At 71.7% G+C, this 13,353-nt stretch carries 13 protein-coding genes and 1 tRNA gene; 9 read left to right on the top strand and 5 right to left on the bottom strand.

Annotation, left to right across the window (positions count from 1 at the left end; all coding sequences use genetic code 11):
* Window positions 1–31: 31 nt before the first annotated feature.
* The 3 genes from M3M55_RS09645 (at window position 32) to M3M55_RS09655 (ending at window position 2,311) form a co-directional block, all read left to right on the top strand.
* A tRNA-Leu gene (locus tag M3M55_RS09645) sits at window positions 32–115 on the top strand.
* A gap of 152 nt (window positions 116–267) precedes the next feature.
* Window positions 268–1,878 (top strand): GMC family oxidoreductase, encoded by a 1,611-nt coding sequence (locus M3M55_RS09650; protein WP_249009292.1) that lies wholly within the window; start codon window positions 268–270, stop codon window positions 1,876–1,878.
* A gap of 16 nt (window positions 1,879–1,894) precedes the next feature.
* On the top strand, window positions 1,895–2,311 hold the full coding sequence (locus tag M3M55_RS09655) for a YccF domain-containing protein (RefSeq protein ID WP_249009293.1): 417 nt from the start codon (window positions 1,895–1,897) through the stop codon (window positions 2,309–2,311).
* Between the two features lie 52 nt (window positions 2,312–2,363).
* On the opposite strand, the gene M3M55_RS09660 is transcribed toward M3M55_RS09655, so the two are convergent.
* Window positions 2,364–2,882 (bottom strand): YbhB/YbcL family Raf kinase inhibitor-like protein, encoded by a 519-nt coding sequence (locus M3M55_RS09660; protein ID WP_249009294.1) that lies wholly within the window; start codon window positions 2,880–2,882, stop codon window positions 2,364–2,366.
* 149 nt (window positions 2,883–3,031) lie between these two features.
* Between M3M55_RS09660 and M3M55_RS09665 the strand changes: the two genes are divergently transcribed.
* Window positions 3,032–4,384 (top strand): serine hydrolase, encoded by a 1,353-nt coding sequence (locus M3M55_RS09665; RefSeq protein WP_249009295.1) that lies wholly within the window; start codon window positions 3,032–3,034, stop codon window positions 4,382–4,384.
* On the opposite strand, the gene M3M55_RS09670 is transcribed toward M3M55_RS09665, so the two are convergent.
* A complete protein-coding gene (locus tag M3M55_RS09670) occupies window positions 4,385–5,239 on the bottom strand; it encodes a RimK family alpha-L-glutamate ligase (RefSeq protein ID WP_249009296.1) in 855 nt (284 codons plus the stop codon).
* A gap of 115 nt (window positions 5,240–5,354) precedes the next feature.
* Here M3M55_RS09670 and M3M55_RS09675 point away from each other — a divergent pair, with 115 nt between their 5' ends.
* Entirely contained in the window at window positions 5,355–6,980 is a 1,626-nt protein-coding gene (locus M3M55_RS09675; protein WP_249009297.1) for a long-chain fatty acid--CoA ligase, read from the top strand.
* Window positions 6,981–7,011: 31 nt separating this feature from the next.
* On the top strand, window positions 7,012–8,382 hold the full coding sequence (locus M3M55_RS09680) for a cytochrome P450 (RefSeq protein ID WP_249009298.1): 1,371 nt from the start codon (window positions 7,012–7,014) through the stop codon (window positions 8,380–8,382).
* On the opposite strand, the gene M3M55_RS09685 is transcribed toward M3M55_RS09680, so the two are convergent.
* Together M3M55_RS09685 and M3M55_RS09690 are read right to left on the bottom strand one after the other, a co-directional pair.
* Complete coding sequence (locus M3M55_RS09685; RefSeq protein ID WP_249009299.1) at window positions 8,342–9,070, bottom strand: SGNH/GDSL hydrolase family protein; 729 nt, start codon at window positions 9,068–9,070, stop codon at window positions 8,342–8,344. The two genes, M3M55_RS09680 and M3M55_RS09685, sit on opposite strands and share 41 nt — an antisense overlap.
* Window positions 9,071–9,091: 21 nt before the next feature.
* A complete protein-coding gene (locus M3M55_RS09690; RefSeq protein WP_249009300.1) occupies window positions 9,092–10,042 on the bottom strand; it encodes an endo alpha-1,4 polygalactosaminidase in 951 nt (316 codons plus the stop codon).
* A 73-nt stretch (window positions 10,043–10,115) separates the two neighbouring features.
* Here M3M55_RS09690 and M3M55_RS09695 point away from each other — a divergent pair, with 73 nt between their 5' ends.
* Window positions 10,116–10,937, top strand: a complete 822-nt coding sequence (locus M3M55_RS09695) for an acyl-CoA thioesterase II (protein WP_249009301.1) — start codon at window positions 10,116–10,118, stop codon at window positions 10,935–10,937.
* A 217-nt stretch (window positions 10,938–11,154) separates the two neighbouring features.
* On the opposite strand, the gene M3M55_RS09700 is transcribed toward M3M55_RS09695, so the two are convergent.
* Window positions 11,155–11,544, bottom strand: a complete 390-nt coding sequence (locus M3M55_RS09700; protein WP_249009302.1) for a DUF302 domain-containing protein — start codon at window positions 11,542–11,544, stop codon at window positions 11,155–11,157.
* A gap of 137 nt (window positions 11,545–11,681) precedes the next feature.
* Here M3M55_RS09700 and M3M55_RS09705 point away from each other — a divergent pair, with 137 nt between their 5' ends.
* On the top strand, window positions 11,682–12,509 hold the full coding sequence (locus M3M55_RS09705) for a class I SAM-dependent methyltransferase (protein WP_249009303.1): 828 nt from the start codon (window positions 11,682–11,684) through the stop codon (window positions 12,507–12,509).
* A 23-nt stretch (window positions 12,510–12,532) separates the two neighbouring features.
* Complete coding sequence (locus tag M3M55_RS09710; protein WP_249009304.1) at window positions 12,533–13,339, top strand: DNA-formamidopyrimidine glycosylase family protein; 807 nt, start codon at window positions 12,533–12,535, stop codon at window positions 13,337–13,339.
* Window positions 13,340–13,353 lie beyond the last annotated feature (14 nt).

The following is a 13,353-nucleotide window of genomic DNA, read 5'->3' on the forward strand; positions in this document are numbered from 1 at the left end:
GGAGACAGGCCTGCTAGCCTCAGCGCACCGCGCGGCTGTGGCGGAATTGGTAGACGCGCAGGCTTCAGGTGCCTGTGTTCTTTGGGACGTGGAGGTTCGAGTCCTCTCAGCCGCATCACAGGACCGACGCCGGGGGGGCGGCGGTTCCCCGCCGGACCGCCGATCGGCGGCCGGCGGCGCGGTTCGGCGCGGAATCGGGGAGACTCACGACGGTCGGCGTATCTGCTGACCTGCCCTGTCCCCCGAGCGCGAAGGAGCCCCCGCGGCATGTCCACCTACGACTTCATCATCGTCGGCGCCGGATCCGCCGGCTGTGTGCTCGCCAACCGCCTCTCAGCCGACCCGGCCCGCCGCGTACTGCTGCTGGAGGCCGGGGGTCGGGACCGCTCTCCGAACATCAAGATCCCGGCGGCGTTCGCCAACCAGTTTCACACCAAGCTCGACTGGGACTTCACCACAGAGCCCGAGCCTCACGTCGACGGCCGCTCGTTGTATGTGCCGCGCGGCAAGAGCCTCGGCGGGTCAAGCTCGATGAACGCGATGCTGTACGTTCGCGGCCGCCCGATCGACTACGACGGCTGGGCCGCCCAGGGGGCGACCGGCTGGGATTATGCGGGCGTGCTCCCGTATTTCATCCGCGCGGAGGACAACAGCCGGGGGGCAAGCGAGTGGCACGGGGCCGGCGGACCGCTGCGGGTCCGTGAGCAGCGCTCGCCCCGCCCGCTGTGTGCGCGGCTGCTCGCCGCCAGTGAGGCGGCCGGAATCCCCCGGATCGCCGACTACAACGGTCCCGAGCAGGACGGGGTCTCGATGTTTCAGGTCACCCAGAGTGACGGTCGGCGCTACAGCGCCGCGGACGCCTATCTGCGCCCGGTGATGGGCCGGCCCAACCTCGAGGTGCGTACCCGGGCGACGGTGTTGGGGCTCACGCTCACCGGTGAGCGTGTGACCGGCGTCCGGATCGCCCAGGGCCGGGGGGAGGAGGTGCTGACCGCGGGGGAGGTGATCCTCGCCGCTGGCGCGATCGGTTCGCCGCAGCTGCTGCAGCTGTCGGGAATCGGTGACCCGGAGATGCTTCGTGGGGTCGGCGTCGCCCCCCGTCACGCGCTTCCGGGCGTGGGGGAGAACCTGCAGGACCACCCGTTCGTCACGAACATCTACCACGTCTCGGACACCCGGACGCTGCTGGGGGCCGACAAGCCCAAGGCGCTGGCGGAGTGGCTGCTGCGCCGCAGCGGACCGCTCACCTCGACGGTCGCGGAGGTGGTCGCGTTCGTCCGCACCCGCCCGGGCTTGCCGGCCGCTGACATCCAGTACCACATGGGCGCCGCCTACTACGAGGACCACGGCGCCGAAACCTACGACGACCACGCGATGGTGATCGCTCCGGTCCTCGTCGCCCCCAAGGCCCGGGGACGTGTGTGGTTGGCCTCCGCCGACCCGACCGCCAAGCCGCGGATCCTCACCAACTCACTGTCGCACTCCGACGACCTCGCCTCGCTCGTGGCGGGCGTCAAGCTCGCACGCCGGATCGCCGCCGCGCCGGCGGCGGCGGAGATCGTCATCGAAGAGCTCAAGCCCGGTGCCGACGTCGACAGTGACGCCGCCCTCGAGGAAGACATCCGCCGCCGGTTGATGCTCATCTACCACCCCGTCGGCACCTGCCGGATGAGCGACACCGACCCCCGGGCGGTCGTCGACAGCGCCCTGCGTGTCCGCGGGCTCGAGGGGGTGCGGGTCGTTGACGCGTCAGTGATGCCGATCATCCCCGGCGGCAACACGCACGCGCCGACCGTGATGGTCGCCGAACGCGGCTCGGACCTGATCCTCGGCGCAACGCCGGTCCGGGCTCAGCCCGCACCGGTCGGCGCCGCGTGAACGTGCGGAGCGAGGGATGCGGCTGCTGTTGAACCTCATCTGGCTCGTCTTCGCCGGGATCTGGCTCGTCGCTCTCTACGTGGTCGCCGCGCTCATCTGCTTCGCCCTCATCGTCACGATCCCGTTCGGGGTGGCGGCCCTGAGGATCGGCCTCTACGCGCTGTGGCCGTTCGGTCGCACGGTCGTCCTCTCCGAGCATGCGGGGGTGGCGTCGGGGATCGCCAACCTGCTGTGGCTGATCCTGTGCGGCTGGTGGCTCGCCCTCGGGCACCTCATCACCGGCATACTGCTCTGCCTCACCGTGATCGGCATTCCGCTCGGGCTCGGCAATTTCAAGCTGATCCCGATCTCGCTGCTGCCGTTCGGACGGCGGATCGTCTCCGTCGCCGAGGCCCGCGCCCTCGGCGGTGGAGGTGGAGTGTCGGTGCTCTGAGCGCCCGGACGGGTCGGTGACCGGCCCCGGGGCCGGCCACCGACGCGAAGGCTCAGGCGATCCCGAACCGGCCCCGCAGGGTCGCGGAGGCGAACGCCGCTGAACGGATTGCCCGCTTCACCGCCGCCGGAGCGGCCCCGCGCCTCAGGGGGATCGGACGCCGCAGGGCATAGAGGGTGAACACGTAGTTGTGGGCCCGGCCATTCGGGGGCGGGCACATGGCGCCGTAGCCGACCTTGCCGAAGCTGTTGGTGCCCTGAACGGCCTCCTTCGGCACGCGGTGGGCGGCGAGGCCCTTGACCCACGGCGGGATGTCGAACAGGGTCCAGTGCGTGAACCCGTGCGCGGTCGTGTCGATCACCGTGACTGCGAGCGCGACCGCGTCCCGGGGGACATTGACGAACCGCAGCGGCGGCGAGATCCCCTTCCCGGTGCAGGTGAAGCGACTGGGAATCGTCTGGCCGTTCCGGAACGCCGGGCTGATCAGGCGCATTGGCGCGGCGGCCGAGGCGGCGGTCGCGAAGGCAAGCGCGAGGATCGTCGCCAACCCCGCGATGGTGAGCTTCTTCATCTCCGTCCTTTGATCTGTGTCTCTCTCTCCGTCCGGTCCGTTGTGAAGGTAACCAGACCAGTCAAGCCCGGTAGTGAGTGCCCCTCGTCCGGCGGGCCCGACCGTCATCTCACGCGGCCACTGGCGTCCCCGGCCCTACCATCGACGGCGTGGATCACCCCCTCTCACCGAGCACGCGGCGATCCCTGCAGGTCGCGGCCCTCGCCGCCCAACGCGCGAGCCGGACTCCGGCGCTCGTTGCCGGCGTCGCCCGTGCGGGCACCTTGCTGTGGGATACCGCGATCGGGTCAGCCGACCTCAGTGACCCGACCGTTCCGCTGGGGGCCGACACCCAGTTCCTGATCGCATCGAACACCAAGACGTTCACCGCGGCGATGGTGATGCAGCTGCGCGACGAGGGGCGCCTGCGCCTCGAGGACCCCATCGACTTGCACCTGCCGGACTGCGCGCGGCCGCTGACGGTGCGCGATCTCCTCGCCCACGCGAGCGGCCTGCAGCGCGAGCCGGTCGGCGACATGTGGGACACGCTCGGTCGCCTCAACCTCGAGGATCCGGTCGCGAACGTCAACGTGGCTGAGGCGGTTCTCGCTCCCCGCCGGCTCTGGCACTACAGCAACCTTGCCTACATGCTCCTCGGATCGCTGATCGCCCGCCTCGACGGACGGTCCTGGTCAGACAGCCTGACCGAGCGGCTGCTGGACCCGCTCGGTCTCCGCCGTACGACGACGACGCTGGTCCCGCCGCACGCCGGCCTTTACTACGTCCCCGCGTTCACCGACGTCCCGGTTCCCGAACCGCTTGTCTTCACCGGCCCGACCCTTCCGGCCGGGGGGCTGGCGAGCACCCTCGCCGACCTCGTCGCCTGGCACGCCTTCCTGCTCAGCCCCGACGCCGCGGTTCTCTCTCCGGACTCGGTCGAGGAGATGCTCGCCCCGCAGCTGCCGGTCGACCCGGGCGGACAGGTCGCCTACGGCCTCGGCGTGTTCCTGCACCGCCGGGACGGGGAGACGTGGTTCGGCCACACGGGGGCTGCGCCCGGCGGGATCAGCGGAGTGTTCTCCCACGCCGGATCAAAGACGACGTCGGTGCTGCTCACCAACCAGAGCGCCGCCCGGGACCCGGCGGGAACGGCGCTCGACCTCGGCGTCCGGGTGCTCGCCGAACATCCGCCGCTGCCCGAACCCTGGCAGCCCGGGACCGAGCGGCCAGCAGAACTGGCGGGTGTCCTCGGCCTGTGGTTCTCCGAGGGCAGTCCCGGGGTCTTCTCCGTTGCGCAGGGACAGCTCGAGTTCCGCCCCGGCGAGGCGCATCCGGGGGAGGAGCCGACCCGCTTTGCCCGGGAGGGCGAGGACGTCTACCGGAGCGTGCGCGGTCTCGAGCGCGGTGAACGGCTGCTCATCCACCGGCGGCCCGATGGGAGCGTCTGGCAGCTCAACTGGGCGACCTACCGGTTCACGCGGGAGCCGCTCGGCTTCGCCGAGCCGAACCCGGACGCGCCCTGATCAGCTCGCCCGGATCGCGTCGGCGAAGCGCGCGGACGCTCCCGGTGCAAGCTGCAGATAGAGGCACGGCTCGATCACCTCGAGCTCGAGCAGTCGCGGCTCCCCGTCGAGCCCCGGGACAAGGTCGATCCGGGCATACAGGGGGGCTCCGAACCGCGTGCTGATCTCCGCGTGCACGGCGGCGGCGAGGGCCAGTTCGCTCTCGCTGGCGGCTCCGGCGCGGACAAGGTCGTCGGCGAGCATCGCCGCGGCCGGAGCGTGCGCGCCGGACCCGAGCGGCGCGATGCCGGGCGTGTCGAGCACGAGCCGTTTGGTCAGCACGTGGGAGACGGCGCCGCCGAGGTAGACGATCGCCCGCTCACCCCGTTCGGCGATGAGCGGCAGGTACGGCTGGATGAGGGCGCAGCGACCGCTCGCCTGGATCTCGGCGATCAGAGCCCGGGCGGCGTCGTGCTCGGCGGGGCCGAACCGTCCGGTGTCGCGGGCCCCGGCGGACACGTTCGGTTTGATCACCACCTCGCCGGCGAGCGCCGGCAGCGCCTCACCGGGCCCGGCGAAGTGCGTCGGGACCGTCGGTGCGCCAAGCGCGCGCAGATAGCGCTTGTCGGCGTTGAAGCGGATCAGGTCGGGCCGGTTGCGCAGCCGTTCGGGGCCGACCCGTTCACACCAGGCGAGGAAGCGGTTGACGTCGGCGGTGTAGTCCCAGACCGAGCGGACGACCACCCGGTCAAATCCGGTCCAGTCGACATCCGGGTCGTCCCAGACACACAGCTCGGCGCCAAGTCGGGTGGCCGCCTCCGCGTCGTCGCTGCGGCCACGGTCGATTCCCGCGGAGCTGACGAAGCCAACGCGCATGCGGCCGATCGTAGTCGGGTCGCATCGGCCGTCTGCGCCTGGGGTCGGCTGTTGAGGCGAACCCGTAGGATCCCCGGTGTCGTCGAAGAGAGGTGTGGAGATGCTACGAGGATTGATGCAGGACGATTACCCGCTCACGCTCGGTCACGTGCTCGGCCGGATGCGGACGCTCAACGCCGGTGCGGAGATCGTCACCCTGCGCGAAGCCGACGGGGCACGAACCCGGGCGTCCTTCGGTGAGGTGGTCGGACGCATCGACCGGCTCGCCGCCGGGCTCGCCGCTCACGGCATCGGTGAGGGTGACCGGGTCGGGACGTTCGCCTGGAACAGCCAGGAGCACGTGGAGCTGTACATGGCGATCCCCTGCCTCGGCGCCGTCCTGCACACCCTCAACATCCGGCTCTTCCCCGAGCAGCTCGCCTACGTGATCAACCACGCCCAGGACCGGATCGTGTTCGTCGACGACTCGCTCGTGCCGCTCCTGGACCGGGTCAGCGACCAGCTCACCACCGTCGAGCTGTTCGTGATCATCGGCGACGGTCCCGCCGGAAACCTCCATCCGACGGTCCGCTACGAGGAGTTTCTCGCCGCTGAGCCGATCGATGCGTACCCGGCGGTGGAGGAGCGCAGCGCCGCCGCGCTCTGCTACACGAGCGGGACGACCGGCAACCCCAAGGGCGTCATGTACTCGCACCGGTCCACCGTTCTGCACGCCTTCAGCACCGGCCTTGCGGAGGCGCTCGGAGTCACCTCCGCCGACCGCGTCCTGCCGATCGTTCCCCAGTTCCACGCCAACGCCTGGGGACTCGTGCACGGGTCCTGCCTGATCGGCGCCTCCCTCGTGATGCCCGGACGGTTCCTCCAGGCCGCGCCCCTTGCCGAGCTGATCACCTCCGAGCGGGTGACGCTGTCCGGGGCGGTGCCGACGATCTGGATGGACCTGCTGCGCCATCTCGACGCCCACCCGGAGACGGACACCTCCTCCTTGACCAAGGTCGTCTGCGGTGGCGCCGCCGTGCCCCGGGCGTTGATGGAGCCGCTCGAGCAGCGCCACGGCATCACGCTCGTGCAGGCGTGGGGGATGACCGAGACGAGTCCGCTCGGGTCGGTCGCCCACCCGCCGGCCGGTTCGACGGGGGAGGAGCGCTGGAGCTACCGGCTCAGCCAGGGGAAGATCGCCCCGCTCGTCGAGGCCCGGATCGTCGCCGACGACGGGACGCCGCTGCCCTGGGACGGAGCGAGCGCCGGCGAGCTGCAGGTGCGCGGCCCGTGGATCGCCGCCGGCTACTACGAGGATCCGCAGGGATCGGTGGAGAAGTTCGCCGACGGCTGGCTGCGGACGGGAGATGTCGCGACGATCGACTCGCGTGGGTACATCCGCATCACCGACCGGACCAAGGACATCATCAAATCCGGCGGGGAGTGGATCTCCTCGGTCGAGCTCGAGAACGAGCTGATGGCTCACCCCGCGGTCCGGGAGGCGGCGGTCATCGCGATGCCGGATGAGCGCTACACCGAGCGCCCACTCGGCTGCGTCGTCGCCGAGGGCGACCTCAGCGTCGAGGATCTGCGCGCGCACCTCAGCGACCGGGTCGCGAAGTGGTGGATCCCGGACGCGTTCGCCTTCATCGACGAGGTCCCCAAGACCTCGGTGGGCAAGTTCGACAAGAAGGTGCTGCGTGCCCGGCTCACCGACGGTGAGCTGGAGGTCCAGACCGCCACCGAGGCCGCCCGCGGCTGAGAGCCGGCCGCGCCGACGCAGCTCCGATCCGGTGACTCCCTCCGAGGCGGTCCTGACCGCGCCGCCTGCCGTGCCGGCCGGCGCCGCGGTCGCGGCGCTGCCCCCCGGACCCCGGCTGCCTCCGCTGCTCCAGACGGCCGGGTTCGTGCTCGGCGGTCGGCGCTGGCTCGAGTTCTGCCGGCGCCGCTACGGCCCGGCCGTCTTCATGCGGACCGTCTTCGACGACGGCTTCGTGATGGTGTTCGACCCCGGTCTCGTCCGCGAGCTGTTCCAGGGCCCCCACCTCCAGCTCAACGCCGGTGAGGCGAACGCGCTACTCGCACCCCTGCTCGGCGCGCGCTCGGTGCTCGTCCTCGACGGTGCCGAACATCTCGCGCACCGGCGCCTGATGCTGCCGCCCTTTCACGGCCGCCGGCTCGAGGGCTATGAGGACACGATCGCACAGGCGACGGACGCGGAGATCGACCGCTGGCCCGTCCAGAGCCCTTTCCGCCTGCTGAGCACCCTGCAGTCGGTCACGCTCACCGTTGTCATCCGGGCCGTGTTCGGGACCCTCGACACGGCGACGGAGACGGCGTTGCGCGATCGGATCCGCGCCATGATCGACCCGGTCACCCAGCCGCGCGGGATGCTCAGCCTGTTCCTCGCGCCGCGGCTCGGGATCGACCGCGGCCGCCGGCGCTTCCTCGCCGCCCAGGCCGAGCTTGACGAACTCGTCTCCGCGGAGATCGCCCGCCGCCGCGAGCCTGGGTTTGCCTCCACCGATGACGTTCTCTCCGGGCTTGTCGCGGCGCGGGACGGGGACGGGCACGGTCTCAGCGACGAGGAGATCCGAGACGAGCTCGTCACCCTGCTCGTCGCCGGTCATGAGACGACCGCAACGGCGCTCGCCTGGACCTTCGATCTCGTGTTGCGGCGCCCCGACGTCCTCACCCGGATCCGCGCGCGCGAGGCCGGCTATCTCGACGCCGTCATCAAGGAGGCGCTGCGCTGCCGGACGGTCATTCCCGGCGTCGGCCGGGTCGTCCGCGGCGCCCCGTTTGCGCTCGGGCCGTGGCGGATCCCGGAGGGGGTGGAGATCAACCCGTCGATCCGGGTCATCCACGAGCGCCGGGACCTCTACCCGCACCCGCGGCGTTTCCTTCCCGAGCGTCATCTCGGCCCGGATGCCCCCGACACCTACACGTGGCTGCCCTTCGGCGGCGGGACCCGCCGCTGTCTCGGGGCGAGCTTTGCCCAGATGGAGATGCGCGTCATCATCGAGCGGGTCCTCGAGCGCTGTGAGCTGACTCCGATCGCCCGCCGACCCGACCGACCGGTGTTCCGAGCCATCACCCTCGCCCCCAAGCACGGGGTTCGGGTCATCCAGCGGCAGGCTCCGCGACCGCGAGCGCCGCGGTGAGCGCCGGTGTGAAGGCGTCGGCGATAAGGCGGTAGCCGGCGTCGTTGGGATGGAAGTTGTCGCCGGCGAGCCGGCCCCGCCAGACGCTCGGATCGAGGTGATCGGTGCGGATGACCCGGATCGTCCCCCGCCGGGCGGCGCTGTGGAGGAGGGCGTTGACCGTGCTGGCGGCGCGGACGGGGGAGGGGAGTTCAGCGACGAGCGCCCCCGCGGGGAGAGCCTCCAGCAGCTCGGTGAACGCCTCGATGAGCAGCCGGCGGTGCCGTGGGCTGATCACGTCGTTGGAGCCGATCAGCACCGTGATCAGGTCGGGCTGGGCGGCCGGTGGGAGTGAGCGCCAGGCCGGAAGCTGCTGGTCGATGACGTCCTCGACCCGGGCGCCGCTCTGGGAGAGGTTGACGATCGTCAGCGGGACCGGAAGTCGCTCGGCGGCCTGGTTGACCCACCCGTGAAAGGGGCTGCTCGCCCCGATCCCCTGGGTCATCGAGTCGCCGAGGGCCACCCAGCGTCGCCCGCTCCGGGTGAGCGCGTCGAGGTTCGCCGCCCGCCAGGCGGCCGCGTAGGGCCCGACCTGGGCCTGAACGGCGGCGACACCGGGGAGGACTGCGCTCAGCATCCGCAGCACCGGTCCACTCGGCCGGCCGGTCCGGTTGGTGAAGGTGAACGCCGCGGCTGCGCCGGTTTCCATCCCGACAGAGGGTACGGACGCTCAGGCCATGCGCGCCCGGGCGACCGCCGTCGGCACGGTCGCAGTGGGGCCGGTCAGGGGCGGGCAGGGCCGGTAGCGCCGACCGTTGAGGGCGAGGTTGTAGAGCGCCCCGACGATCCCCAGACGCGCGTCGGTGGTGCAGAAGCGCGGGAAGAGCCGGGATTGGTACTCGGCGTCGATGACCGGCTTGCCGACACGCAGATACGGCTCATACGCGGCGCATTCGCTGTATTGGTTGCACTGTTCGGTGAGGGCGCCGTCGAAGGACGGCTCGAGTGCGGCAGTGAACTGCGAGCCGTTCTTCTGGAGGACGGCGAGTCCGAGGGAGTGCGCGGTCCCGGCGACCCAGCGGGCGTACCGGATGACGTCCCGCGGGGTGATCGGAAAACCGGGATCGTTGCCGATCGGGTTGATGTTGTCGGGCTCGACCCCGTCAAAGCCCTTCTGCGCACACATCTCCAGACGCCGGCGCATGATCGGCTCGAGCACCCTCAGGTTGCGGATGTCGAGCCAGCGTTCCCCCGGCCACCCGTTCGGGTGGCCGAGCACCGCGCGGGGAAAGTCCCGGGCGTCGGGGCGCCAGCGCTCCCAGGTGCCGACGTCGATGTAACAGATCACCCGGTGCCCGGCCGCGTGCAGGCGCGCAACCTCGGCGGCGGAGGTGTCAAAGCCGTCGACGTCATCGATCAGGGCGGGCTCGTGCAGCGGTAGGGTGCCCTGCAGTTGCCAGTAGAAGGTCGGACGGGCCGGTGGGTGCCACCACCGCGTCACCGCGCTGTGCGGCGCTGCCACGGAGGGAGCCGCCGCGGCGAGGGCGGCCGTGCCGGCGCTCAGGATGAGCAGCCCGGCGAGCGTGACGGCGGCGTCGGCCCGCCGTGCCCGCCGACCGCCGCGGCGGGGCCACAGCGTCCCGAACCACGCGCGCGTGAGAGCGTGCCGGAACCGTGGCATCGGCGGGATCGTAACGGCCGCTGGGACGGGGACCGGCCGGTCGGTCCGGTAGCCTGGCCGCGGTGGGGTCAGGATGAGCGCAGCCGAACCGGCGGGGGAGCGTGCCGCCGAGAGCCTCGGGGAGGTGCTCGCGAGTCTCGAGACCGTGACTGACGGGACTTACCGCCTGTCCGCGCCCGACGATTGGGGTCAGGGGAGGACGCTCTACGGGGGTCTCACCGCCGTGCTCTGTCTGCGCATCGCGCGCAGCACGGTCGCCGGCCTTGGTCCGCTGCGCTCCCTTCAGCTCGCCTTCCTCGGACCGGCCCACGGTGAGCTGACCCTCCGCGCACGGCCTCTGCGTCGCGGTCGGTCGGTCGGCTTTGTCGCCGTCGACGCCCACGTGAGCGTCGATGCGACCGCGGCGGCGGCGCTGATCATGTGCGGCGAGCCACGCACGAGCGAACTCGTCCACCGACGCCTCGCACCACCGGCGGTCCCCGCTCCCGAGGAGTGTGCGGTGCTCCCGCTCCCGCTGTCGGGGACCCCCGTGTTCCTCCGGCACATGGAGGTGCGGTTCGCCGGCGGGGCACCGCCGTTCAGCGGCGGGGTGCCCGAGTCTGTGATGTGGGTTCGTCACCGTGACAGCGTCGGACTGAGCGCCGAGGAGGCGATCGTCGCTGTGGCGGACGTGCTGCCCCCGGCCGTCCTGTCGGCCTCAGACCGCCCCCGACCGGGCAGTTCGGTGACCTGGAGCCTCGACCTGATCGACGCTGGGGCCGACCCCGGCGGCTGGTTCCTGCTGCACAGCTCGAGCGAGGCGGCCGCCGACGGCTACTCCCAGCAGACGATGGCGTGCTTCTCCACGGACGGGCGGCCGCTCGCCGGCGGGCGCCAGACCGTCGCCGTCTACTGACTCGGCCGTCGCGCGCGCCGCTGGTCCGCTGTGTGCCGCCACCGGCACCGCTGATGTCATCGATGCGTCGGTGATCGTCGTGACTCGCTCCCTCGGCGGGGTGCCGGTGACCGGGGACGGCGATGACCTCCGCCGGCTCGATCCGGGCATCGACATCGTCCCCTGCTGATCAGCGCTCCGATCCGAAACACCCGCGGACCGAGGCCCAGTGAGCCGCTCAGCGGCCCTCCGTTCCGGCGGCCTCACCCACGAGCCGGGCGAGCAGCCCGGCCATCGCCTCGAGCACCCCGGTCTGGGATCCCAGGTCGTAGTGGCCGTCCCAGGCGCGCGGGTCGGCGTGGCCGAGGTGGATCTCACCGCTCTGCTCCCAGACGAGCACCCGCAACGGCAGCTCGATCCCGACCCTCGGGTCCGCCTGCATCAGCGGCGTCCCGGCCCGCGGGCTGCCAAAGCCGATCACATGGGTGCCCGGAAGATCCATGCCGACCTCCGCCGCGGCGCCGTCGTGGTCGAACTCGGCGAACACTGTCAGGCCCTCACCGCGGATCGCGTCCCGGAGACGGGTGACGGTGTCGCCGTGGCTGAAGGCGCTCGTGGTCGTGATCATGGACGCGCAGCCTACTGATCGAGCACACCGCGTCGATGGGGTTGCCAGGCATCGTCCCCGGTTGCCCGCACAGCCGACGGCCCGCCACGAGGACGCGTTCGCGGCGGTCATCCAAGCCCAGCTGCGATCCTCGCAGTATGGACGACTCCCTCACCGTCAACCTGGCCAACTGGGATGAGCGGGCGGCTGCCCATGCCGCCTCCCCCGACTATGGGGTCGACCGCTTCCTCACCGACCCGACCTTCATCTCCCAGGTCGTCGCCTTTGACCGCCCGCGCCTCGGCGCGCTCGACGGGCGCACCGGCCTGCACCTGCAGTGCCACATCGGGACCGACACGATCTCCCTCAGCCGCCTCGGCGCGCAGATGACCGGACTCGACTTCTCCGGTGCCGCGCTCGAGGAGGCCCGCCGGCTCGCCGACCGGACCGGCGCGCCGGTCCGGTTCGTCCAATCCGACGTTTACAGCGCCCTCGACGTGCTCGAGCCGGCCTCCTTCGACCTGCTCTACACGGGGATCGGGGCGCTCTGCTGGCTGCCGAACATCGCCCGCTGGGCCGAGACGGTCGCCGCTCTGCTCGCCCCCGGCGGACGCCTGTTCGTCCGGGACATGCACCCGATGCTCGCGACACTTGAGGCCCACCCGGACCGGATCAGCCTCGACTTTCCCTACTTCGAAAAGCCCGAGCCGACGATCTTTGACGGGCCCGGCACCTACGTGGCGACCGACGCGCAGTTCACGAGTACGGTCACGCACGAGTGGAACCACGGGCTCGGGGAGATCGTCTCCGCTCTCCTCGGCGCCGGCATGGTCATCACCGGGCTCGCCGAACACGACAGCGTCCCCTGGGAGGCCCTGCCCGGCCACATGAGCGTCGACGCCGACGGGGAGTGGCGCCTCACCGAGCGGCCCTGGCGGCTGGCGGCGAGCTTCACCCTCCAGGCACAGCGGCCCTCGTTGGCCTGAGGTGCCGCTGACCGGTCGAACCGATGCCCGAGGGTGACACGATTCTGTGGGCGGCGACCCGGATCCGTCCGGTGCTCGAGGGCACGGTCCCCGACCGGGTCGAGATGCCGCCCCCGCGGCCGGGGGCGGCGCGCGGCTCCGCGGGGGCACCCCGCTGGCCGGCGATGCTCGCCGGCCGCCGGGTCGAGTCGGTGACCACCCGCGGCAAGAACCTGTTCCTGCTCTTCAGCGGCGGCCTCGCGCTGCACTCGCACCTGAAGATGACCGGCGCCTGGGGCGTCTACCTGCGTGGGCAGGAGTGGCATCGCGCCCCCCGCCGGGCCTGGCTCGTGCTTGAGGCCGGCGGGCACAGCGTCGTCCAGTTCGACGGCCCGGTGCTCGAGCTGATGACGACCGCGCGTCTGCGCAGTGACCGGCGCCTCGGCCGGCTCGGCCCGGACCTGCTCGCCCCCGGCGGCTTCGACGCCGAGCGCTTCCTCGCGCGGCTGCGGGCCGCCGACGCCGGGCACAGCCTCGGCGACAGCCTGCTCGACCAGAGCCTGCTCGCCGGGATCGGCAACATCTGGAAGGCCGAGGGGTGCTGGGAGGCGGGGCTTGACCCGCGCCGCCCGATCCACACCGTCACGGATGCGGAGCTGCACACCCTCACCGAACGGGTGCGGCCGCGGATGCTCGACTCGGGCCTGCGCGGCCCCGACCGGGCCCGGCTCGAGGTCTACGGCCGGGCCGGCCGGCCCTGCCGGCGCTGTGGGGCCACGATCCGCTCGGCCCCCGACGGGGACGGCGCGCGGATCACCTACTGGTGCCCGGGCTGCCAGCGCCCAGCCTGACGGTGGGGCCGGTG

Origin of the sequence: Conexibacter sp. DBS9H8 (assembly GCF_023330685.1) — a bacterium.
In the GTDB taxonomy this organism is placed as follows: domain Bacteria; phylum Actinomycetota; class Thermoleophilia; order Solirubrobacterales; family Solirubrobacteraceae; genus Palsa-465.

Coding starts and splice junctions, on each gene's coding strand:
- M3M55_RS09650 (WP_249009292.1), top strand. CDS start 268: ATGTCCACCTACGACTTCATCATCGTCGGCGCCGGATCCGCCGGCTGT.
- M3M55_RS09655 (WP_249009293.1), top strand. CDS start 1,895: ATGCGGCTGCTGTTGAACCTCATCTGGCTCGTCTTCGCCGGGATCTGG.
- M3M55_RS09660 (WP_249009294.1), bottom strand. CDS start 2,882: ATGAAGAAGCTCACCATCGCGGGGTTGGCGACGATCCTCGCGCTTGCC.
- M3M55_RS09670 (WP_249009296.1), bottom strand. CDS start 5,239: ATGCGCGTTGGCTTCGTCAGCTCCGCGGGAATCGACCGTGGCCGCAGC.
- M3M55_RS09675 (WP_249009297.1), top strand. CDS start 5,355: ATGCAGGACGATTACCCGCTCACGCTCGGTCACGTGCTCGGCCGGATG.
- M3M55_RS09685 (WP_249009299.1), bottom strand. CDS start 9,070: ATGGAAACCGGCGCAGCCGCGGCGTTCACCTTCACCAACCGGACCGGC.
- M3M55_RS09690 (WP_249009300.1), bottom strand. CDS start 10,042: ATGCCACGGTTCCGGCACGCTCTCACGCGCGCGTGGTTCGGGACGCTG.
- M3M55_RS09695 (WP_249009301.1), top strand. CDS start 10,116: ATGAGCGCAGCCGAACCGGCGGGGGAGCGTGCCGCCGAGAGCCTCGGG.
- M3M55_RS09700 (WP_249009302.1), bottom strand. CDS start 11,544: ATGATCACGACCACGAGCGCCTTCAGCCACGGCGACACCGTCACCCGT.
- M3M55_RS09705 (WP_249009303.1), top strand. CDS start 11,682: ATGGACGACTCCCTCACCGTCAACCTGGCCAACTGGGATGAGCGGGCG.
- M3M55_RS09710 (WP_249009304.1), top strand. CDS start 12,533: ATGCCCGAGGGTGACACGATTCTGTGGGCGGCGACCCGGATCCGTCCG.